A 20,620-nucleotide genomic window follows, 5' to 3' on the forward strand; every position below is an offset into this window, starting at 1 on the left:
CCCCGGGGGACCGGGCACCTCCCTGCCGGTCGCGGACAGAAGCCATGGATGAGGACACATGACAGCGGAAGCCAGGCCGGCATCGCCGCCCCTGACCGAGCGGCAGGAGGCCCGGCGCCGCCGCATCCTGCACGCCAGCGCCCAGCTCGCGGGCCGGGGCGGCTTCGAGGCGGTACAGATGCGCGAGGTCGCGGAGGAGGCCGGGGTCGCCCTGGGCACGCTGTACCGCTACTTCCCGTCCAAGATCCATCTGCTGGTCGCCACCATGCAGGACCAGTTGCAGCACATGCACACCACGCTGCACAAACGTCCCCCGACCGGCCAGGACCCGGCGCAGCGGGTCGCCGACACCCTGATGCGGGCCTTCCGGGCGCTTCAGCGCGAGCCGCACCTGGCGGACGCGATGGTGCGGGCGCTGACCTTCGCGGACCGCAGCGTCAGCCCGGAGGTGGACACCGTCTCGCGGATCACGACGGCGATCATCCTGGACGCGATGGGGCTGGAGCACCCGACGCCGGAGCAGCTGTCCGCGGTCCGGGTCATCGAGCACACCTGGCACTCGGCGCTGATCACCTGGCTCTCGGGGCGGGCGTCGATCGCCCAGGTGAAGATCGACATCGACACGGTGTGCCGGCTGATCGACGTGACGAAGCCGTCGGACCCGGCCTGAGGGCACTCCCGGCACAGCCGCCGGACCCGGCCCCAGAGCGCTCGTAGCACATACGAGTGCCACTCCGCAGTGTTTTCATTACATTTCTCTCACCGGTCCGACCGAAAGAACCACAGGCCACTCCTTACCATGGTCATGACCAGTACCGATGGAGAGGAAGACATGGCTGACCAGTCAGGCACCACAGGCGGCACGGCCCAGGCCCCGGCCCCGGGCGGACCGGGATACGGCGTCCAGCCGCCGGCCGGCTACGGGTACCCCGGTGGCGCCCCGCTGCCCAGCGGCAAGGCGACCGCCTCGATGGTGCTCGGCATCCTCGGTCTGGTGCTCATCCCGATCATCCTGCCGATCATCGCGCTCTGCCTCGGCATCTCGGCCAAGCGCATGGCCGACCGGGGCCAGGGCGGCGGCCGGGGCCAGGCGGTCGCGGGCATCGTGATGGGCTGGATCGGCATCGCGTTCGCCCTGCTCGGCGTCACCGTGGCCACGATCCAGGGCATCAGCGCGATGTGACGGGCCACCGCCCGCAACCCGCGCAGCACTCACCACGCGCCGCGCAGCCCGCGGCACGCACAGGCCGCGCGGGGGAACCGTACGATCCGGTTCCCCCGCGCGGCTTCCGCGTTCCCGGCCCATGTGCGGGCCCCACATGCGCACCGCGCCAGGTGGGGCGTCCGGCACCATGTCGACGGGAGCGCGGTGTTCATACGGTTCGGCGACATCACATGAACACGCCGAGGAGCCGGTCACCATGCGTCGCAGAGCCACGGGCAGCCCCCGCCCCCTCAGATCACTGTCCACCGCCGTCGCACTGGCCTCCGCCGGTCTCCTGCTGGTCGGGTGCACCGCCGCCGGGAAGGCGGGCGAGGGCGATTCCGGCGGGGACGCGAAGGACCGGACCGTCGAGGTGGGCCTGGTGTACTCCCGGACCGGACTCCTCGCGGACTACGGCAAGCAGTACCGCGACGGGTTCATGGCGGGCCTGGACCACGCCACCCACGGCACCCGCGAGGTGGCGGGACACCGCATCGAGGTCACCGAGCAGGACGACGCGGGCGACCCGGGCAAGGCGGTCTCCGCGGCCAAGAACCTGATCGGCAAGGGGTACAAGGTGCTGGCGGGCACCACCGACTCCGGGGTGGCGCTCCAGATGGCGCCGCTCGCCGCCCAGAACAAGGTGCTCTACATCAGCGGCCCGGCCGCCACCGACGCCCTGACCGGCATCAACGACTACACCTTCCGTTCGGGCCGGCAGTCCTACCAGGACATCCTGACCGCCGGGACCATGCTCGGCGGGGCCAAGGGCAAGAAGGTCACCGTGCTGGCCCAGGACTCCACGTTCGGCCAGGCCAATGTGGCCGCCGTGAAGGCCGTCCTCGGTGCCGGGGGCGCGAAGGTGGGCTCGGTACTGGCTCCGCCCAGCGCCACGGACCTGACCCCCTTCGCCCGGCAGGTGAAGGCGGGCCGGCCCGATCTGGTCTTCGTCGCCTGGGCCGGGTCGACCGCCCCGGCGCTGTGGACCGCGCTGGACCAGCAGGGCGTGCTGGAGGCGGGCAAGGTCGTCACGGGCCTCGCCGGAACGGCCTCGTACCCGGTCTTCGGCGACGCCGGTCCCAAGGTGTCGTTCCTGGCGCACTACTTCCCCGGCGCGGCGGGCGGCAACGCCGTGGAGAAGGCCATGCTCGACTCGGTCACCAAGGCCGGCGGCACCCCGGACCTGTTCACCCCCGACGGCTTCACCGCCGCGCAGATGGTGGTGCGCGCGATCGAGAAGGGCGGCGCCGACGACACCGCCGCCATGGTGAAGGCCCTGGAGGGCTGGAGCTTCGACGGGGTGAAGGGCAAGGAGCGGGTCCGGGCCGAGGACCACGCCCTGGTGCAGCCGATGTTCGTCGCGAAGCTCGACGGGGAGGGCGCCGGTGCCCGGCCCGAGCTGGTGACCACCGCGCCGATGGACGCGGTGGCGCCGCCCGCGAAGCCCTCGGCGGGCTGACCGGTGACCGCACCGGACATCACCGCACGGCGCACGGCCGGAGCACCGGACACCGCCCCGGTGCTCCGGCTCGCCGGACTCGGCTGGGGCGTCGGCGGGGCGACCATCGTCGAGGACGTCTCGCTGAGCGTCCACGAGGGCGAGTTCCTGGCCTTCATCGGCCCCAACGGGGCGGGCAAGACCTCCCTGTTCAACCTGATCAGCGGGGTGACCACCGCCACCTCCGGAACCATCGAGCTGGACGGCACGGACATGACGGCCGCCCCCGCGCACGCACGGGCGCGACGCGGACTCGGCCGCACCTTCCAGACCTCCAGCCTCTGGTCTGCGATGAGCGTGGCCGACCACGTCCGGCTGGCCGCGCAGGCGGCCCGGGGCGGCTCCCACCGGCTCTGGCGCCGGGCGTCCCGCTACAGCGCCGAGGTGGACGGCGTACTGGAGCGCACCGGCCTCGGCCACCGGGCACGGGCGACGGCGGCCGAACTGTCGCACGGCGAGAAGCGGAAGCTGGAACTCGCGGTGCTGCTGGTGGGCGAGCCCCGGCTGATGCTGCTCGACGAGCCGATGGCCGGGGTCAGCGCGGAGGAGGTCCCCGCGCTGACCGAGCTGATCCGCGCCCTGCACCGGGACGAGGGACGCACCGTCCTGATGGTCGAGCACCACATGGACGTCCTGCTGGGCCTGGCCGACCGACTCGCCGTGATGCACCACGGCAGGCTGCTGGCGCTGGACACCCCCGGGGCCGTCACCGCCGACCCGACCGTCCAGCGGGCCTACCTCGGGGAGGGGCTGTGACGGCCGGGACCCTGCTCGCCGTACGGGACCTGCGGGTCCTGATCGGCGGCCGGCACATCCTGCACGGCGTCGACCTGGACGTCGCCCGGCACGGGGTGACCGCGCTGCTGGGCCGCAACGGCGCCGGGAAGACCACGACCGTACGCGGTGTGCTCGGCCTCGTCCCGCGCACCGGCAGCGTCCGGCTGGACGGCGCGGAGACCGTGGCGCTGCCCACCCACACCGTGGTGCGGCTCGGCATCGGCTACGCCCCCGAGGACCGGGGCGTCTTCGCCTCGCTGACCGTCGCGGAGAATCTGCGCCTGGCCGAGCGGCCCGGCGCGGACGGGCCCGCCTACGGACTCGTCCACGAGCTGTTCCCGGAACTGAAGCGCCGGGAGCGGCAGTTGGCGGGCACGCTGTCCGGCGGGCAGCAGCAGATGGTGGCGATCGGCCGCACCCTGCTCAACGGCAACCGCCTGATCATCGCCGACGAACCCACCAAGGGCCTGGCGCCCAAGGTGGTCACCGAGGTCGCCCAGGTGCTGGAGCGGGCCGCCGAGGCGGTACCGGTGCTGCTCGTGGAGCAGAACCTCGCCGTCGTACGGCGGCTGGCCCGGCACTGCGCGGTGCTCGCCGACGGCCGGACGGCCCACCAGGGGCCGGCCGCCGAACTGCTGGGCGACGCGGAGGCGGCCCGGCGGCTGCTGGGAGTCGGTCACGGACCGGCCGCCGCGGCACCTTCCCGGGAGGCGGATTCCTGATGTCCACCGTCGTACTGCTCACCATGACCGGACTCGGTCTGGGAGCCCTCTACTTCCTGATCGCCTCCGGCCTCTCGCTGATCTTCGGCCTGATGGACGTGCTCAACTTCGCGCACGGGGCGCTGCTGTCCATCGGCGCGTACGGCACCTGGTGGGCGGCCTCCGGCCATCTGCCCGGCGCCGGTCCGGGCGGCGCGGGCTTCGTCCTCGCGGTCCTGTTCGGTACGGCGGTGGGCACCGCGGCCGCCGTGCTGCTGGAACTCGCCGTCGTCAGGCCGCTCTACACCCGGCCGCGCGAGCAGGTGCTCGCCACGGTCGGGGTGGGGCTCGCCGTCCCGGCCCTGCTGTCGGGGATCTGGGGCTCGGACGCCCGGACCTTCCCCGGCCCGAAGGCGCTGTCCGGCACCTTCGGCCTGTTCGGCGCCCAGGTGCCGGTGAACCGGCTGGTGCTGGTCGCGGCGGCGGTCGTGGTGCTGGTGGCGCTGCGGCTCTTCCTCGGCGGGACCCGGCACGGCCTGGTGGTACGGGCCGGGGTCGAGGACCGCGCGATGGTCACCGCGCTCGGCATCGACGTCCGGAAGGCGTTCACGCTCGTCTTCGCGATCGGCGGCTGCGTGGCCGCGCTCGGCGGGGCGCTCGGCGGCCTCTACTTCGGTTCGGTCGACCCCCGTCAGGGCACCTCGCTGCTGATCTTCGCGTTCGTCGTGGTGGTCACCGGCGGCATGGGGTCGGTGAGCGGCGCCGCCGTGGCGTCCGTCGTCATCGGCCTGGTCCAGCAGTTCGCCAACTACTACACCGCAGCGGGCCTCGGCGACCTGGCCGTCGTCGTCCTGCTCGCCGCGCTGCTGCTCGTACGGCCGCGCGGACTGACCGGGAGGCTCGCGTGAGCACCGCCGCCGAGACACACCACCGCACCGGCGGGGAGGACCGCGCCCCCGCACGCGCCGGGGCCGCCGCCCCGCGGCTGCGCCGCTGGTGGCCCGCCGCCGCCCTGCTGCTCCTGGCCCTCGCGCCTTTCAGCGCGCTGCCGCTGCCGGGGCTCCTGGACGGCCCGCTGGGCAGTCCGGGGAGCCTGCAACTCCTCGCCACCTGCCTGTTGTTCGGCGCGCTGGCGACCGGCTACGACCTGCTGCTCGGCCGCACCGGGCTGCTCTCCTTCGGGCACGCGCTCTACTTCGCCGCGGGCAGCTACGCCACCAATATGTTCCTGCTGGAGGCGGGCCTCCCGTTCGCCGTGTCCGCACTGCTCGGCATCGGCTGCGGGATCGTCCTCGCGCTGGTCCTGGGCTCGGTGAGCCTGCGGGTCACCGGCATCGGCTTCTCCATGGTGACACTGGCCTTCGCCCAGGCGGGGTCGATCCTGGTCGCCCGCAACCCCGGCGGGCTGACCGGCGGCGAGGAGGGCCGTGCCGTCCCCGCCGACCTGCTGCCGTCCGGGCTCGTCGGCATCGGGAACACCGCGAACCTCTACTGGCTGGCGCTCGCCTACCTCGTCCTGACCCTCGCCGTCGTCCACCGGGCGGTCAACTCCCCCACCGGCCGGGTCTGGGAGGGCATCAAGGAGAACGAGCGCCGGGTGGAGGTGCTGGGGCTGAAGCCGTACGGGTTCAAGCTCACGGCCTTCGTCCTGGCGGGCGCCCTGGCCGCGCTGGGCGGGCTGGTCCACCTGCTGCTCACCGGCGGCTCGACCCCCCAGACGACCACCTCCGACTTCACCCTGTCCCTGCTGGTGATGGTGGTGCTGGGCGGTACCGGCACCCGGTGGGGGCCGATGGCCGGCGGCATCCTCTACACCTGGGCCGACCACCGGCTCGGCGATCTGGCCGGATCGGGCATGGTCGCGGAACTGCCGGCGATGCTGCGGGTGCCGCTCTCCCAGCCGCTGTTCCTGCTCGGTGCGGTGTTCGTGGCCGTGGTACACCTGCTCCCCGGCGGCCTGGGGCGGCTGCCGTCGCGGCTGCGCGCGGCACGCCGTACGCCCGCCGCCGCCGAAACGTCCAGGGACAGCAACTCCCGGAAGGAGAACGGACAGCCGTGATCGCGTACGAAGAGGTACGGGTCCCCGTGGCCGGGGGCGAGCTGACGGTACTGCGGTGGCCGGCCCGGGAGCCCGGGGCGCCGGTCGTCGTCGCCCTGCACGGCATCACGGCCAACGCCCTGTCCTGGGGCCGGGTGGCGAGGCTGCTGGACGGCCGCGTCACCCTCGTGGCGCCGGACCTGCGCGGCCGGGCGGGGAGTTCGGCGCTGCCGGGCCCGTACGGGATCGCCGCGCACGCCGACGACGCGGCCGCGGTGGCCACGGCGCTGGGCCCTCCGGGGCGGGTGGTGCTGGCGGGGCACTCGATGGGCGCCTTCGTGGCGGCACTGGCCGCCGTACGGCACCCGGAGCGGTTCGGGCCGCTGCTGCTGGTCGACGGCGGCGTCGGCTTCCCGGCCCCCACCCATCTCTCCCCGGACGACCTGCTGACCGCGGTGATCGGCCCGGCCATGGACCGGCTGTCGACGACCTTTCCCGACCGGGCCGCGTACCGCTCGTTCTGGCAGGCGCACCCGGCGTTCGCGGACGCCTGGTCGGACGAGGTGGACGCGTACATCCAGCGCGATCTGACCGGGGCGGAACCCGCCCTGCGCTCCAGCTGCCGGATCGAGGCGGTGCGCGCCGACGGCGTGGGCCTCTTCGGCGAGGAGGTGCTGGCGGCGGTGCGCGGGCTGCCCGTCCCGGCGACGCTGCTGTGGGCACCGCGCGGTCTGATGGACGAGGCGCAGGGGCTGTACGACGAGGACCGGCTGGCGGCGGCGGACCTCGGGGACACCCGGGTGACGCCGGTCGAGGTGCCGGACACCAACCACTACACACTGCTGACGGGGGACACGGGCGCCGCGGAGATCGCGCGCCGCCTGGTGGAACTGTCCGACACCTGAGAAGCGGGCCGCGCCGGGGCGAGCGGGCGGGGCTGACGGGCGGGGCGAGCGGGCGGGCGGGCCGGGCGAGCGGGCGGGCCGGGCGCGCGGGCAGGCGGGGCGAGCAAGCGGGCGGGACGGACGAGCGGGCAGGCAGGGCGCGCGCGGGCAGGCAGGCAGGCAGGCAGGCGAGCGGGGCGAGCGGGCGGGCCGGGCGCGCGGGCAGGCAGGCAGGGCGCGCGGGCAGGCAGGGCGCGCGGGCAGGCAGGCGAGCGGGGCGAGCAGGCGGGCAGGGCGAACGGGCCAGGCGAGCAGGCCGGTCGCGCGGGCAAGCGGTCGGGCCGGGCGGGCGGAGGGCTACCGTTCGCGTCCGTTCGTCAGCAGGTGCAGCCGCAGGGCGAGTTGCAGCTCCAGGGCGCGGCCCGGCTCGTTCCAGTCGCGGCCCAGCAGCACCTGCACCCGGTCCAGCCGCTGCACCACCGTGTTGACGTGCACGTGGAGTTCGTCCTTGGCGCGGACGAGGCTGCCCCCCGAGCCGAAGTAGGCGCCCAGGGTGCGCACCAGGTGGGTGCCGCGCTGCGCGTCGTACTCCAGCAGCGGCCCGAGCGTCGCCGTGACGAATCCGTCGACGTCCTGCGCGTTGCCCAGCACCACGCCCAGGAAGCCGAGTTCCTCGACACAGGCCCCCTCCCCCGTACGCCCCAGGACCCGCATCGCGCGCAGGCAGCGGGCCGCCTCCCCGTACGCGGCGGCCAGCTCCCGGGCGCCGCGCGCGGGCCCGGTGGCGGCGACGGTGACCGGGGTCTGGGCGAGTTGGCCGAGCTGGGCCGCCGCCGCGCGGGCCGCGTCCCCCGGGGCCGGGCCGGAGTCACCGGCCGCCACCAGCAGCACCACGCTCCCGGCGTGCTCCGCGCTGACCCCGTGGATGCCGCCGCCGAACAGATAGCGGACCGCGGCGGGGGCCAGCCGCTCCCGGGTCCCGCCCTCGGCGACCAGCAGCAGATGCGGGCGGTCGAGGTCGATGCCGAGGCGGCGGCCGCGTTCGGCGAGTCCGGCCGGGTCGCGGTCCGCGTCGGTCAGCAGATCGGTGATCAGCTCGCCGCGGATCCGGTTCTCGGTCTCGGCGACCGTGCGGCGCAGCAGCAGGAGGAGGCCGGTGACCACCGCGGCCCGTTCGAACAGCCGCCGGTCGGAGTCGTCGAGCTGCCCGCGCCGGTGCAGGACCAGCCCGGCCAGGAGTTCCCGTCCGGCGAGGACCGCGCAGATCCACCGGCCGTCGCGGTGCACGGCACGGGCACCGGTGCGGGACTCCTCCGCGGTCTCGGCCAGCCAACCGGCGTCCATGCCGTCGGCGGCGAAGGCCGCGCCGTCGGGCCGGACGGCCGCCAGCGGGCGGCCGCCCGGGTCGTGGATGGTGAGCGGGGAGTCCAGCAGCCCCGCGACCGCCGACGCGACGTCCTTGACGTCCCCGCCGCGCAGCACCAGGTCGGTCAGCCGGTCATGGGACTCCTCGGCCCGGCGCATGGCCGCCGAGTGGGCCCGCACCGCCGCGTTGGCCTCGGCCAACTCGGCGTTCGCGCCCGCCAGTTCGTCCAGCGCGGACCGGGTGTCGGCGAGGGCGCGGGCGGTGTCGATGGCGATCGCGGCGTGCGCGGCGAGCGAGCAGAGCAGCGCGACCTCGTCGGGGCTGAAGACCCGGGCGGAGCGGTCGGCGGCGAAGAGGACGCCGATGACCTTTCCCGTGCCGCCGCGGCTGGAGCCGAGCAGCAGCGGTACGCCCAGGATGGCGACGAGCCCCTCGTCGAGCACTCCGGCGTTGATGTTGCGGGTGTGGTGGAAGCGGTCGTCGGTGCGGTAGTCGGGGGTCGCGTACGGGCGTGCGGTCTGTGCGACCAGGCCGCCCAGGCCGTGTCCGAGCTCCAGCCGCAGCTCCTGGAAGACCACCGAGACCGATCCGTCGGTGACCCGCATGTAGGTGTCCCCGGCCTCCTCGTCGGGGAGGGTGAGGTACGCCGTGTCCGTGCCGAGCAGCATCCTGGCCCGGCGGACGATCGCCTTCAGCACCTCGTCCAGGTCGCGGGAGGCGGCCAGGTCGCCCGCGGTGTCGAAGAGCGCGGTGAGCTGGAGCTCGCGGCGGCGGTGCTGGCGCAGCGCGCCCCTGATCCGCAGGGCGGTGGCGGTGGCCCGCTCCACCTCCGCCAGCTCGCCCGCGGGCACCCCGGCGGCACGGGCCCGCGAGGAGACGGCGCCCAGCGTCTCGGCGGGGGCGTCGTCGGCCAGCAGATCGAGCAGACGGCGCAGATGGGGCGCGGCGGAGGCGGAGGCGGGCGGTTCAGACATGGGCGGCCGGTATTCGTCGGGGGCGGGCGGTCAGTTGGCGGTCCAGCCGCCGTCCATGGAGAGCGAGGTTCCGGTGATGTGCCCGGTGCGCGGACCGCAGAGCCAGAGCACGGCCCCGGCGACGTCGTCGGGCTCGATCAGCCGCTTGATCGCGCTGCGCTCCAGCATGACCCGGCCCACCACCTCCTCCTCGGAGATGCCGTGCGTACGGGCCTGGTCCGCGATCTGGTTCTCGACCAGGGGGGTGCGTACGTAGCCGGGGCTGACGCAGTTGCTCGTCACCCCGTGCTCCGCCGCTTCGAGCGCGACCACCTTGCTGAGTCCCTCCAGTGCGTGCTTGGCCGTCACATAGGCCGATTTGTAGGGGCTGGCCCGCAGTCCGTGCACGGACGAGATGTTGACCACGCGCCCCCAGCCGCGTTCGTACATGCCCGGCAGGGTCCGGCGCAAGATGCGGAACGGGGTCTCCACCATGACGCGCTGGATCAGTGCGAAGCGGTCCGGGGGGAACGCGTGCACGGGCGCGACGTGCTGGAGCCCGGCGTTGTTGACCACGACGTCCACGTCGGCGGGGAGGGTGTCCACCACGTCGGGGACGGCGAGGTCGGCCACCCATGCCGTCCCGCCGATCGCCGACGCGAGGTCCCGCGCGGCGTCGGCCGCCTTGTCCACCACGTGCACATGGGCGCCGGCGGCCGCCAGGGCCTGGGCGCAGGCCCGTCCGATCCCGCTCGCGGCTCCGGTCACCAGGGCGGTGCGCCCGGCGAGGAACGGGTCCCCGGGCGACGGGGCGGTGTGCGGGGCGGGCCCGGGGCCGGGGCGCTGAGGAGTCTCCATGGCCGTCACCGTAAGGAGGCCGGGGCCCGCGTCACACGGCGTCGGTGCACACACCGCCGCGCACCGGCATGGTGGCCACCCACATGGGCGAGTCCGGCGGCGGGCGGTCCGTGGGCCGCGTCCAGCGCCGTCGGTGCGCCCCGTCTCCCGCCCCGCCCGCCGCCCGCACGCGCCTCCGGCGCCGCTCCCTCGGTGCGCCCCGTCTCCCGCCCCGCCCGCCGCCCGCACGCGCCTCCGGTACCGCTCCGTCGATGCGCCGCGTCCCGCCCCGCCGGTGCGCCCCTCGCCGCCCACCACCCGACCGCCTCGTCGGTGGGCGTGCCCATCGGCATGGTGCCGGGGCCGAGCACACCCGCCTCCCGGCGGGTGGCGGGGTCCGTGCCGAGGGGGCGGTGGCCCACGGCGGGTCCCCTCCCGGATCACCCGTCCCGGTGCGGGTGCCGGCCCGGAGTCCGTGCCCCGGAGTGCACCTCATGGCAGGCGGACGCAACGGCCGGGCCGCACACAGCCGGGCCCGGGGTGTGTCCGCGCGGCCCATGGGCGGGTACGCCGCCTCGTCCTAGCGTCCGCCCCACAGCAGCCGCCCGCGCCGCCCGCACGGCCCGAGCGGCCCCGCTCCCCCACCCAGGAGGCACCCGTGCGCCCATCGATCCTGCGACGGCTGCTGCGGCGCGTCGCGTCCGCGGCCGCGCTCGCGCTCGTCGCGGCGACGCTGAGCACCGCCGCCGCCGTGCAGCCGGCCACGGCCGCCGGCGGTCTGCAACAGGTCACCGGCTTCGGCACGAACCCCGGCAACCTCCAGATGTACGCGTACGTCCCGGCCGGTCTGCCCGCGAACGCGCCGCAGGTCGTCGCCCTGCACGGCTGCACCCAGAGCGCGAACGACTACTACGCGGCGTCGGGCTGGCCGAAGTACGCCGATCTGTGGGGCTTCGCCGTGGTCTTCCCGCAGACCACGGCCGCCAACAACGCGCTGTCCTGCTTCGGCTGGTTCGATCCGGCGGAGGACGGCCGGGGCAGGGGCGAGGCCGCCTCGGTCGTGCAGATGGTGGAGTACGCGAAGCAGCGGTACGGCTCGGACGGCCGCCGGGTGTACGTCACCGGCCTCTCGGCGGGCGGCGGCATGACGGCCGATCTGCTGGCCGCGTACCCGGACGTCTTCGCGGGCGGCTCGGTGGCCTCGGGGCTGCCCGCCCAGTGCGCGACGAGCCAGGCGGGCGCGTCCGGCTGCCAGACGGGGCCGCCGAAGCTGACGCCCGCGCAGTGGGGCGACAAGGTGCGCGGCGCCCATCCCGGGTACGCGGGGCCCTGGCCCCGGGTGGCGATCTGGCAGGGCACCGCCGACTACACGGTGTACCCCGCCAACGCCACGGCCCTGCGCGACCAGTGGACGGACGTCTGGGGCATCGGCCAGACCCCGTCGGCCACCGACAGCCTCCCCGGCGGCACCACGCGCAGTGTGTACGACGACGCCTCGGGGAGTCCCGCGGTGGTGACGTACTCCGTGGCCGGGATGGGGCACGGCCTGGCCGTGAGCCCCGGTTCGGGGGCGGAGAACTGCGGCGCGACGGCCGCGTACTTCCTGAACGCCCTCTGCTCGACGTACCACACCGGTGTGTTCTGGGGCCTGGACCGGGACGTGCCCGGTGGCGGGGAGCAGTTGCCCGCCCCGTCCGGCCTGCGGGTCACGGGCGTCACGGCGGACAGCGTCTCGCTGGCCTGGGACGCGGTCGCGGGCGCGGACTCGTACGCGGTGCACCGCGACGGCGTGCGGGTGGCCACCGCCGCCTCCCCCTCGTACACCGACCCGGGTCTCACCGCCGGTACGGCGTACCGCTACACGGTCGCGGCGGTGGACCCGGCGGGCGCCCCCGGGACCGCCTCGGCCCAGGTGACCGCGACCACGTCCGGCGGCGCGCCCGCGCGGTGCTTCACGGCGACCAACTACGCGCAGGTGGCGGCCGGCCGGGCCCGGACGGCGGGCGGCCATGTGTACGCCGTCGGCTCGGACCAGGACATGGGCCTGTACAACGTCTTCGTCACCCACACCCTGAGGGAGTCGCCGCCCGGGTACTTCGTGATCGCGGACACCGGGTGCACGGCCTGAGCGGTGCCCGGCGCGGTCAGGTCTTGCGCAGGTCCGGGGCCGGGACGCCGATGAGCAGCCGCCGCACCGCGTCCCACACGGCGCGCATCGCGCGGGTGAGGGCGGGCGGATCGCTGCCGACGACCCGGACCCAGGCCCCGCAGTCGTCGGGCAGGGTGCTCGCCCCGAAGGCCAGGCCGGTCGGGGCGAGCGCCTCGTGGAGCGTGTCGGCGACCCGGTCCGCGGGGGCGAGCGGGGTGACCGCGTACAGGGTGGCCATCAGGTCGTGGTCCCCGAAGACGGCGGGTCCGGTGACCGGGCCCGGTCCCCGTGGATCGAGGCGGACGGTGTCCACGGCCAGGAGCGTGCCGTCGGGGCGGCGGATCTCCAGGTCGCTGAAGAGCATCCGGTAGGCGTGCCGTTCGCCGCGGGCCAGCCGTCCGGCCGCGATCGTCTCGCCCAGCAGCACGGTGGCGGTCGGGTCGACGGTCACCCGGGTGTGCTGGTAGAGGCGCGCGTCCCGGTAGGGGATCAGCGGGTCGGGCAGGTACTCGACGTAACTGCCCTCGTCCGCCGCGAGTTCGACGATCTGGGTCGCGTGGTCGAACTCCATCCGGTGCACCTTGGTGGCGGCCTGGGTGGTGAGGTGGACCGAGGTGCCGGGGCCGCAGTCGATGTCGATCCGGTTGCGGTCCGCCTGGATGATGCCGCCGCCGGTGGACATCAGATAGGTCACCGGGAGATCGGGGCGCGCCGGGTCGATGTACAGCGGGCGCATGATCTGGAGCGGTGACTTCTGGTACCGGTGGACGAGCTCGGTGCGCCCGCCGGCCCGTGCGTAGCGCAGTTCGAGGAGGCCGACCTTGCCGGGGCGCCCGGCGGCCAGGGTGTCCGGGGTCCCGGTGAGGTCGAGCATCCGGGCCGGTACCCGACGGGGTTCGTAGTGCGCGGGATCCAGCCGCGCGGGCGCCTCGGTCATGCGGAGGCCGTCTCCTGGGCGGCCTCGTGGGAGAGGAGGAAGTCGGCGATGGTGCCGAGGCCCTCCCCGGTGAGCGAGTTGGTCAGCACCACCGGGCGGCCCTCCCGGACCCGGTGGGCGTCCGACTCCATGACGGCGAGGTCGCACCGCACGTAGGGAGCGATGTCCACCTTGTTGATGACGAGCAGTTCGGACTCGGTGATGCCGGGGCCGCGCTTGCGCGGCATCTTGTCGCCCTCGGCGGTGTCCAGCACGAAGAGGAACAGGTCGACCAGCGCGGGGCTGAAGGTGAGGGTCAGGTTGTCCCCGCCGCTCTCGAAGAGCAGGGTGTCCACCTCGGGGAAGCGCTCCAGGAGTTCGTCCGCGGCGGCCTGGTTCATCGTCGGGTCGTCACGGACGGCGGTGTGCGGGCAGGCCCCGGTCTCCACGCCGACGATCCGGTCCGCGTCGAGGACCCCGGCCAGGGTGCGGCGCACGTGCGCGGCGTCCTCGGTGGTGAAGATGTCGTTGGTGATGACGGCGGGGATCCGGCCGCGCTCGATCAGTACCGGCACGAGCGCCTCGATCAGCGCGGTCTTGCCGGAGCCGACCGGTCCGGCGACGCCGACGCGCAGCACGCCGTCCTTCGGGCGCCGCATGAGCTCGTCGTCGTGGTGGTGGTGCCTGGCCTGCATGGGGTCGTGCATGGTGGTCCTTGTCCTCGTGGTGTGGGTGCGGGGGAAGGGGTACGGGGGCCGGGCTAGCTGGCGAACAGCCGTGCCTCGGCGCGTTCGTGGCGGCCGGCCATGACGTCGGCGACCGGGACGCAGCCGCCGATGTCGGGCAGCTCCCGGTCCAGGGCCGCCTCGACGGTCTCCTCGATGACCGGGGCGGCCCCGTGCAGGACGACCTGCGCGCGGCGGTGGTCGGTGAGCCGGAGCCGCAGGGCGGCCCCCACGAGACTGGCCGCGAAGGCGAACAGCTCGCAGGTGACCGCCTGGCGGACGGGCAGCCCGTTGCCCGCGTGGACGACGGCGGCGACGACCGGCTGGCAGCCGCGTACGGCGCCGTCCCGGTAGAGGCCCCGGTACCGCTCGATCGGCGCGGTGGCGTACACCTCGCCGGCCAGGTCCAGCAGCTGCCGTCCGGTGCGGACGGCGGCCTGCCGGGCCTCCCGGCCCAGTTTGGTGGCGTGCAGCCGCTGTTCGACGGCCACCACCCGCTCCCAGTCGTCGGCGGTGACCGCGCGGTGGGCGAGCGCGAGGGCGGTGGCGTCGGCCGGGCCCACGCTGTGGCGCAGCAGGTCGTGCAGGAGCGCCGGCAGGCTCGACGGGGTGACCGCGCGGGCCTGCTGAAAGCCCTCCAGTCCGTGCGAGAGCGTGTAGTAGCCACTGGGGAAGGCCGAGTCGGTGAGCTGGAGCCCGGTCAGCAGGGCCGGGATCGGTATCGGGTCGTTCACTCCGGGGTTTCCGTTCGGGCGGGTCGTCGGACGGTGCCGTGCGGCCGGGCGTCGTCAGACGATGTAGAAGAGGTGGTTGAGCGGGAGCCGTTCGGCCGGTTCGATGGTGGCGGGTTCCCCGTCGACGGTGACCTTGTACGTCTCCGGGTCCACCTCGATGTGCGGCAGCGCGTCGTTGCGCACCATGTGCTGCTTGCCGATGGTGCGGCAGCGCTGGACGGGCTCGATCCGCCGTTGCAGTCCCAGTTCGGCGGGGACCCCGGCGGCGATGGACGCCTGTGACATGAACGTCACCGAGGTGCGCTGCTTGGCGCGGCCGTGGGTGCCGAACATCGGCCGGTAGTACACCGGTTGCGGGGTCGGCAGGGAGGCGTTGGGGTCGCCCATCAGGGCCCAGTTGACCATGCCGCCCTTGATGATCAGCTTGGGCTTGGCGGCGAAGGAGTGGATCGGCCAGAGCACGATGTCGGCGAGCTTGCCGGGCTCCAGGGAGCCGATCACGTCCGCCGCGCCGACCGCCCGCGCGGGGTTGATCGTCAGCTTGGCCAGGTAGCGCAGGACTCGCGCGTTGTCGTTGCGGGAGCTGTCCTCCGCGAGCGGGCCGCGCATCTCCTTGCAGTGGTGCGCGGTCTGGAAGGCGCGGACGAAGGACTCGCCGACCCGGCCCATGGCCTGGGAGTCCGAGGAGAAGATGCTGATGACCCCGAGGTCGTGCAGCACGGTCTCGGCGGCGATCGTCTCGGCGCGGACCCGGCTGTCGGCGAAGGAGACGTCCTCGGGGATGTCCCGGGACAGGTGGTGACAGACCATCACCATGTCCAGCAGCTCGTCCACCGCGTTGACCGTGTACGGCAGGGTGGGGTTGGTGGAGGCCGGCAGGACGTTGGCCTCGCCCGACACCCGGATGATGTCGGGGGCGTGGCCGCCGCCCGCGCCCTCGGTGTGGAAGGTGTGGATGGTCCGGCCGTCGATCGCCGAGAGGGTGTCCTCGTAGAAGCCGCCCTCGTTGAGCGTGTCGGTGTGGATGGCCATCTGGACGTCGTACTCGTCGGCGACCCGCAGCGCGGTGTCGATCGAGGCGGGGGTGGCGCCCCAGTCCTCGTGCACCTTCAGTCCGGCCGCCCCGGCCTCGACCTGCTCGCGCAGTGCCTCGGGCAGGCTGCCGTTCCCCTTGCCGAGCAGCCCCACGTTGACCGGCAGGTCCTCCACGGCCTCCAGCATCCGGTGGATGTTCCAGGGGCCGGGGGTGCAGGTGGTGCCGTTGGACCCGTCGGTGGGGCCGGTGCCGCCGCCGAAGAAGGTGGTGATGCCGTTGGAGAGCCCTTCCTGGGCCTGTTGCGGCGCGATGAAGTGGATATGCGTGTCGACGCCGCCGGCGGTGGCGATGAGGTGCTCGCCGGATATCACCTCGGTGCCGGGGCCGATGACGAGCTTGGGGTCGACGCCGCTCTGGAGGTGCGGGTTGCCCGCCTTGCCGACGCCGACGATGAGGCCGCCGCGGACCCCGATGTCGCCCTTGACGACGCCGAGGACCGGGTCGAGGACCACGACGTTGGTGATGACGAGGTCCAGGGCGCCCTCGCGGTTGAGCGCGGACGGGTCCTGGGCCATGCCGTCCCGGATGGCCTTGCCGCCGCCGTAGACGGCCTCTTCGCCGTAGGACCCGGCGTTGTGGTCGTACTCGACCTCGACGACCAGGTTGGTGTCGGCCAGGTGGAACCGGTCGCCCACGGTGGGGCCGAACAGATCCGTGTACTGCTTGCGCGGGATGATCGCCATCAGATCCGTTCCTCTTCCTCGCTCTTCTCGGTGCCGGACCCGGGGTGCACGAACCCGAGTTCGGCGGCGCGGCGCAGCGCGTTCCGCTTGGTGTCCGGGGCCCTCAGGCCGCCGTCGACGAGCCCGGCGAACCCGACGAGCCGCCCGGTGCCCGCGAAGGCGCACAGCTCGACCTCGCGGGTGTCGCCGGGCTCGAAGCGCACGGCGGTCCCGGAGGGGATGTCGAGCCGCATGCCGTAGGCGGCCTCGCGGTCGAAGCGCAGGGCGCGGTTGATCTCGAAGAAGTGGTAGTGGGAACCGATCTGGACGGCCCGGTCACCGGTGTTGGCGACGGTGAGCCTCGTCCTGGCCCGGTTGGCGTTGATCTCCACGGGTTCGTCCCCGTAGAGGTAGTGGGCTCCGCCCGACATCTGTGTCTCCTCGGTCTTTCAGGCGCTGATCGGGTCGTGGCAGGTGACCAGCTTCGTTCCGTCGACGAAGGCCGTCTCGACCTGGAGGACGGTGAGCATCTCCCGTACGCCGGGCATCACGTCGTCGCCGGAGACGACCGTGCGGCCCAGCTCCATGCATTCGGCGACGGTGTGGCCGTCGCGCGCGGCCTCCAGGACGGCCTCGGTGATCAGGGCGGCTGCTTCGCTGTAGTTGAGCTTGGTTCCCCGGTCCCTGCGGCGGCGGGCCAGGTCCGCGACCACGTAGACATGGAGTTTGTCGATTTCCCGCGGTGCGAGGTTCATGACGTCACGTCTGCTTTCTCGAAGGGTGCTTTCTCGACTGGTGCTTTTCCGACGGAGAGCCCGGGGCGGCCCAGAGCCGGACCGGCCGCCAGGAAGAGCCAGGTCGTCACGGTGAACGGCCAGGTGAACGGGGTGGTACCGAACGACTGGGCGAACACTTCCCAGGCGGCGGCGAAGGGGACCGTGGCGACGGCGGCGAGTGCCGCGTAACCGGTGGTCCAGGAGGTCGGGGCCAGGAAGACGGCTCCCAGGGCGATGGCGCAGAGCACCGCGTTGTAGCCGTACAGCCCGTCGGTGATCGAAGCGGCGGGCAGCCCGGCCGCGCAGGCCGTCAGGAGCGCGACGGCGCTGGCCCCCACCGCGGCGAGCGCCACGGTCCGGGAGGCGACGAGGAGCCCGGCGAGCACGATCAGGCCCGCGTACCAGGTGTCGAGGAAGAAGATCTGGCCGATGTTGGCGCAGAGCGCCCGTCCCGCGTCGGCGAGGCTCAGCTCCGTGAACCCCGGCAGGCGCGCGGTCGCGCCGACGGTGACCGGGCCCTTCGACAGGGCGACGGTCAGGGCGCTGACGACCAGACAGTACGGGGCCGTCAGCACGGGCAGTCCGAGGGGGGTCAGCAGCCGGCCGACCGCCCCGCTCAGCACGGCGCAGACCGCCGCCGCGAGCACGACCAGCACGGCCGTCCGCCACGAGGCGCCGAGCCGCAGCACCAGGGCGAGGCCGGTCAGGCAGCCGCAGTAGCCCTGGAGCCCCTGCGCCACGCCCTTCTGGTCGGCCCCGAGCAGAACGGCGGCGCCGGTGGACGCGGCGGTGCCGAGCAGCCCGAACACCCCGAGCCGCCACCCGCCGACGAACAGCGCGAGCGCGAACAGCAGCCCGGACCACGGGCTGCCGACGAGCACCACCTGTGCGATGCCGCGCAACTGCGCCGCCCCGGCCCGGGGCACGGCCACTACCCCGGGAAATACCCGGCCCCGTATTCGCACCGCCTGTTCTGCTGCGGGCACGTCTTCTCTCCTTTGAGACACGACGAATGAGGGCACACCGAATTCATCCGCATCACCCCATTCGAGGGATGTGGATCTTGATCAACAATCTGTTGAGACGGTACGCCCGACCGTGGCGCAAAGACATCGACAAGGAATGCTCACGGAGTGCTACAGAACATGCACTCTCGGAAGTATCCCCAGCTCAACACCTCACCCAACTACCCCACAAGTAATCCGGAGCAACCCATTCCGTGGATTTCTTGATCAGAGGTTGAACATTCCACATCAACCTTTTGACCGAAAGATAAGACCCGCAAAGGCACTTCACCCCTTTCCGGCCATCCGGAACAGCGGGCACACCCCAGCACCTCGCACCACAACCACGTGTAGCATGCATATATAAAATTCGGCAAGAACATTGGGTTAAATCCCGGCACAAGGGAGCCGACCCGGCACGGCCCGTGGGGACCCGGCGTATGCTGCCCCCTCCCCACGGGTTCGGACCGTCCATGAGTGAATGGGCGCCATGCTCTCCGACTTCACCCACGGCCACGGCGGCGAACGCCTCAGCGGTGTGTACGGCGGCGAGCCGTCCGGGACCACGGCCGTGCTGCTGCACGGCGCGGGCACCGGCAGCAAGGAGAGACTGCTGCCGCTGGTACGGGAGTTCGTGGCCCGAGGCTGCCGTGCGGTCGCCTTCGACTTCTCCGGACACGGCGAAAGCACCGGCAGCCTCGCCGAGTCGAGCCTGCGTCGGCGGTTCGAGCAGGCGGTGTCCGTGATCGAGGCGTACGCGGAACCGGACGCGCCTCTGGTCCTGGTGGGGTTCAGCATGAGCGGGCAGACGGTGGCCGATCTCGCCCGGCACTATGGGGACCGGGTGGTGTCACTGGGGCTGTGCGCGCCCGCCGCGTACGCCGCCGAGGCGTGGCACGAGCCCTTCGGGAACGGGGACGGACGGTTCAGCCGGATCATCCGGCGGCCGGGCAGCTGGCGCGAGGCGCCCGCGTTCCGGACCCTGCGGGCGTACGAGGGCCGGGCCGTGCTCGCCGTACCGGGCACGGACGCGGTGATCCCGTCGGCGGTGACCGAGGCGGTGCAGGAGGCGCTGGCCGCGCGCGCCCAGTACACCCGGCTGGACCTGCCGGACGCGCCGCACCAGTTGGGGCTGTGGTTCCGCGATCACGCCGACGACCGGCGGGAGTTCGCGACGGCGGTGCTGTCCGGCCTCGACGACCGGGGCTGGACGGCGACGCGCGCGTGGATGGCCCGGCACATCGGCCCCGGCCGCTCGGTCACCGGCTCCCGCCTCCTGGCCGGCGGCTGGAGCTCCCAGATGCGCCGGCTCACCCTCGACGACGGCACGGACCTGGTGCAACGCACCTTCGTGAAGCCCTTCTTCCGGCGCCACGCAGCCGGGCTGCTCCGCCGCGAGGCGTCCGTCCTGACCCTGCTCGCCGAGCAGGAATCCGTCCCCGCGCCCGGCCTCGTCGCCGTGGACGCCACCGCCGAACACTGCGACCACCCGACCCTGCTGATGTCCGCGCTGCCGGGCCGCGTCCGCGTCGACGAAGACGATCTCGACCGGCGGCTCGACCTGCTCGCGGCCCAGCTCGTCCGCGTCCACGGCGTCTCACCGGCCGAGCGCCCGCGCACCTACCAGGCGTGGACGCCCCCAAAACGCGTCCGCACCCCGGACGGCCCCCTGTGGGAGCGGGCCGCGGACGTGCTCCGCCGCGACCCGCCCCCGTACGAAGGCCGGTTCCTGCACCGCGACTTCCACCCCGGGAACGTGCTCTTCTCCGGGTCGGGGCCCGGACTCCGGATCACCGGGGTCGTCGACTGGGTCGAGACGTCCTGGGGCCCCGCCGACCTGGACGTGGCCCACTGCTCGACCGCCCTCGCCCTACTGCACGGACCGGCGTACGGCCTGGACTTCCGCGACCGGTACGAGGCCCGGGGCGGCCACGGCCTCGCCGAGGGCCCCGACCACCTGTACTGGTGCCTGCTCGACGCCCTCCACTACTGCCCCGACGCGACGAAACTGGCCGGCCCCTGGCGCGAGATGGGCCGCACCGACCTGACGCCCGAGGTCCTGGGAGCCCGGCTGGAGGCGTACGTGGACGGGCTGCTGCGCCGCTAGGGCGGGGCCATCGCCCGACCCGCCTCGGGAAGTGGCAAGTTGTCGACGCTTATGCGTCAGCTTCACAGGGAAAAAAGGGAATTTTTATCCCATTTTCATGGGAGATGACAGGTCCTCGGCAGGCGTTTTCGGGCCACGCTTCCCCCATCCGGATAGCCGCCAACGCCACATTTCATCCACATTCCTCACACTT

19 protein-coding genes are annotated in these 20,620 nt (G+C 73.4%); 10 read left to right on the plus strand and 9 right to left on the minus strand.

From position 1 onward, the window contains the following. Nucleotides 1-58: 58 nt before the first annotated feature. From ACFVFH_RS02715 to ACFVFH_RS02750, 8 genes are all read left to right on the plus strand, one after another. Complete coding sequence (locus tag ACFVFH_RS02715) at nucleotides 59-670, plus strand: TetR family transcriptional regulator (protein WP_383762395.1); 612 nt, start codon at nucleotides 59-61, stop codon at nucleotides 668-670. Between the two features lie 162 nt (nucleotides 671-832). Continuing rightward, on the plus strand, nucleotides 833-1,183 hold the full coding sequence (locus tag ACFVFH_RS02720) for a DUF4190 domain-containing protein (protein ID WP_383762398.1): 351 nt from the start codon (nucleotides 833-835) through the stop codon (nucleotides 1,181-1,183). 238 nt (nucleotides 1,184-1,421) lie between these two features. Further along, nucleotides 1,422-2,663 (plus strand): substrate-binding domain-containing protein, encoded by a 1,242-nt coding sequence (locus ACFVFH_RS02725; protein ID WP_383762400.1) that lies wholly within the window; start codon nucleotides 1,422-1,424, stop codon nucleotides 2,661-2,663. A gap of 3 nt (nucleotides 2,664-2,666) precedes the next feature. Beyond that, nucleotides 2,667-3,458: an ABC transporter ATP-binding protein gene (locus ACFVFH_RS02730; protein ID WP_383762402.1), complete on the plus strand. Its 792-nt coding sequence runs from the start codon at nucleotides 2,667-2,669 to the stop codon at nucleotides 3,456-3,458. Beyond that, nucleotides 3,455-4,201: an ABC transporter ATP-binding protein gene (locus tag ACFVFH_RS02735; RefSeq protein WP_383762405.1), complete on the plus strand. Its 747-nt coding sequence runs from the start codon at nucleotides 3,455-3,457 to the stop codon at nucleotides 4,199-4,201. The genes ACFVFH_RS02730 and ACFVFH_RS02735 overlap by 4 nt, the downstream gene beginning before the upstream one ends. Beyond that, a complete protein-coding gene (locus ACFVFH_RS02740; protein ID WP_383762407.1) occupies nucleotides 4,201-5,088 on the plus strand; it encodes a branched-chain amino acid ABC transporter permease in 888 nt (295 codons plus the stop codon). Before ACFVFH_RS02735 ends, ACFVFH_RS02740 begins: the two co-directional genes overlap by 1 nt. Next, the gene (locus ACFVFH_RS02745) at nucleotides 5,085-6,239 is read left to right on the plus strand and encodes a branched-chain amino acid ABC transporter permease (RefSeq protein WP_383762409.1); all 1,155 of its coding nucleotides are present in this window, start codon (nucleotides 5,085-5,087) and stop codon (nucleotides 6,237-6,239) included. Before ACFVFH_RS02740 ends, ACFVFH_RS02745 begins: the two co-directional genes overlap by 4 nt. After that, entirely contained in the window at nucleotides 6,236-7,123 is an 888-nt protein-coding gene (locus tag ACFVFH_RS02750) for an alpha/beta hydrolase (RefSeq protein ID WP_383762412.1), read from the plus strand. The genes ACFVFH_RS02745 and ACFVFH_RS02750 overlap by 4 nt, the downstream gene beginning before the upstream one ends. Nucleotides 7,124-7,459: 336 nt before the next feature. Here ACFVFH_RS02750 and ACFVFH_RS02755 read toward each other — a convergent pair whose 3' ends face one another. Then, the gene (locus tag ACFVFH_RS02755; RefSeq protein ID WP_383762415.1) at nucleotides 7,460-9,442 is read right to left on the minus strand and encodes a helix-turn-helix domain-containing protein; all 1,983 of its coding nucleotides are present in this window, start codon (nucleotides 9,440-9,442) and stop codon (nucleotides 7,460-7,462) included. Nucleotides 9,443-9,472: 30 nt separating this feature from the next. Then, entirely contained in the window at nucleotides 9,473-10,279 is an 807-nt protein-coding gene (locus ACFVFH_RS02760) for a 3-hydroxybutyrate dehydrogenase (protein ID WP_383762418.1), read from the minus strand. 637 nt (nucleotides 10,280-10,916) lie between these two features. On the opposite strand from ACFVFH_RS02760, the gene ACFVFH_RS02765 reads away from it, so the two are divergent. Then, nucleotides 10,917-12,386, plus strand: coding sequence for a PHB depolymerase family esterase (locus tag ACFVFH_RS02765; RefSeq protein ID WP_383762420.1), 1,470 nt, complete (start codon nucleotides 10,917-10,919; stop codon nucleotides 12,384-12,386). A gap of 16 nt (nucleotides 12,387-12,402) precedes the next feature. On the opposite strand, the gene ACFVFH_RS02770 is transcribed toward ACFVFH_RS02765, so the two are convergent. From ACFVFH_RS02770 to ACFVFH_RS02800, 7 genes are all read right to left on the minus strand, one after another. Further along, nucleotides 12,403-13,344, minus strand: coding sequence for an urease accessory protein UreD (locus tag ACFVFH_RS02770; protein ID WP_383762423.1), 942 nt, complete (start codon nucleotides 13,342-13,344; stop codon nucleotides 12,403-12,405). Then, nucleotides 13,341-13,982, minus strand: a complete 642-nt coding sequence (gene ureG, locus ACFVFH_RS02775) for an urease accessory protein UreG (RefSeq protein ID WP_383763526.1) — start codon at nucleotides 13,980-13,982, stop codon at nucleotides 13,341-13,343. The genes ACFVFH_RS02770 and ureG overlap by 4 nt, the downstream gene beginning before the upstream one ends. 101 nt (nucleotides 13,983-14,083) lie before the next feature. Beyond that, the gene (locus tag ACFVFH_RS02780) at nucleotides 14,084-14,782 is read right to left on the minus strand and encodes an urease accessory protein UreF (protein ID WP_383762426.1); all 699 of its coding nucleotides are present in this window, start codon (nucleotides 14,780-14,782) and stop codon (nucleotides 14,084-14,086) included. 54 nt (nucleotides 14,783-14,836) lie between these two features. Beyond that, nucleotides 14,837-16,561: an urease subunit alpha gene (ureC, locus tag ACFVFH_RS02785; protein ID WP_383762429.1), complete on the minus strand. Its 1,725-nt coding sequence runs from the start codon at nucleotides 16,559-16,561 to the stop codon at nucleotides 14,837-14,839. Next, a complete protein-coding gene (locus ACFVFH_RS02790) occupies nucleotides 16,561-16,971 on the minus strand; it encodes an urease subunit beta (protein WP_383762432.1) in 411 nt (136 codons plus the stop codon). Before ACFVFH_RS02790 ends, ureC begins: the two co-directional genes overlap by 1 nt. 18 nt (nucleotides 16,972-16,989) lie before the next feature. Beyond that, nucleotides 16,990-17,295, minus strand: coding sequence for an urease subunit gamma (locus tag ACFVFH_RS02795; RefSeq protein WP_093543040.1), 306 nt, complete (start codon nucleotides 17,293-17,295; stop codon nucleotides 16,990-16,992). Further along, on the minus strand, nucleotides 17,292-18,302 hold the full coding sequence (locus ACFVFH_RS02800; protein WP_383762435.1) for an urea transporter: 1,011 nt from the start codon (nucleotides 18,300-18,302) through the stop codon (nucleotides 17,292-17,294). Before ACFVFH_RS02800 ends, ACFVFH_RS02795 begins: the two co-directional genes overlap by 4 nt. Nucleotides 18,303-18,810: 508 nt before the next feature. Here ACFVFH_RS02800 and ACFVFH_RS02805 point away from each other — a divergent pair. After that, nucleotides 18,811-20,427 (plus strand): alpha/beta fold hydrolase, encoded by a 1,617-nt coding sequence (locus ACFVFH_RS02805; protein WP_383763529.1) that lies wholly within the window; start codon nucleotides 18,811-18,813, stop codon nucleotides 20,425-20,427. Nucleotides 20,428-20,620: the final 193 nt, after the last annotated feature.

Origin of the sequence: Streptomyces sp. NPDC057697 (genome assembly GCF_042799335.1) — a bacterium.
GTDB lineage: Bacteria > Actinomycetota > Actinomycetes > Streptomycetales > Streptomycetaceae > Streptomyces.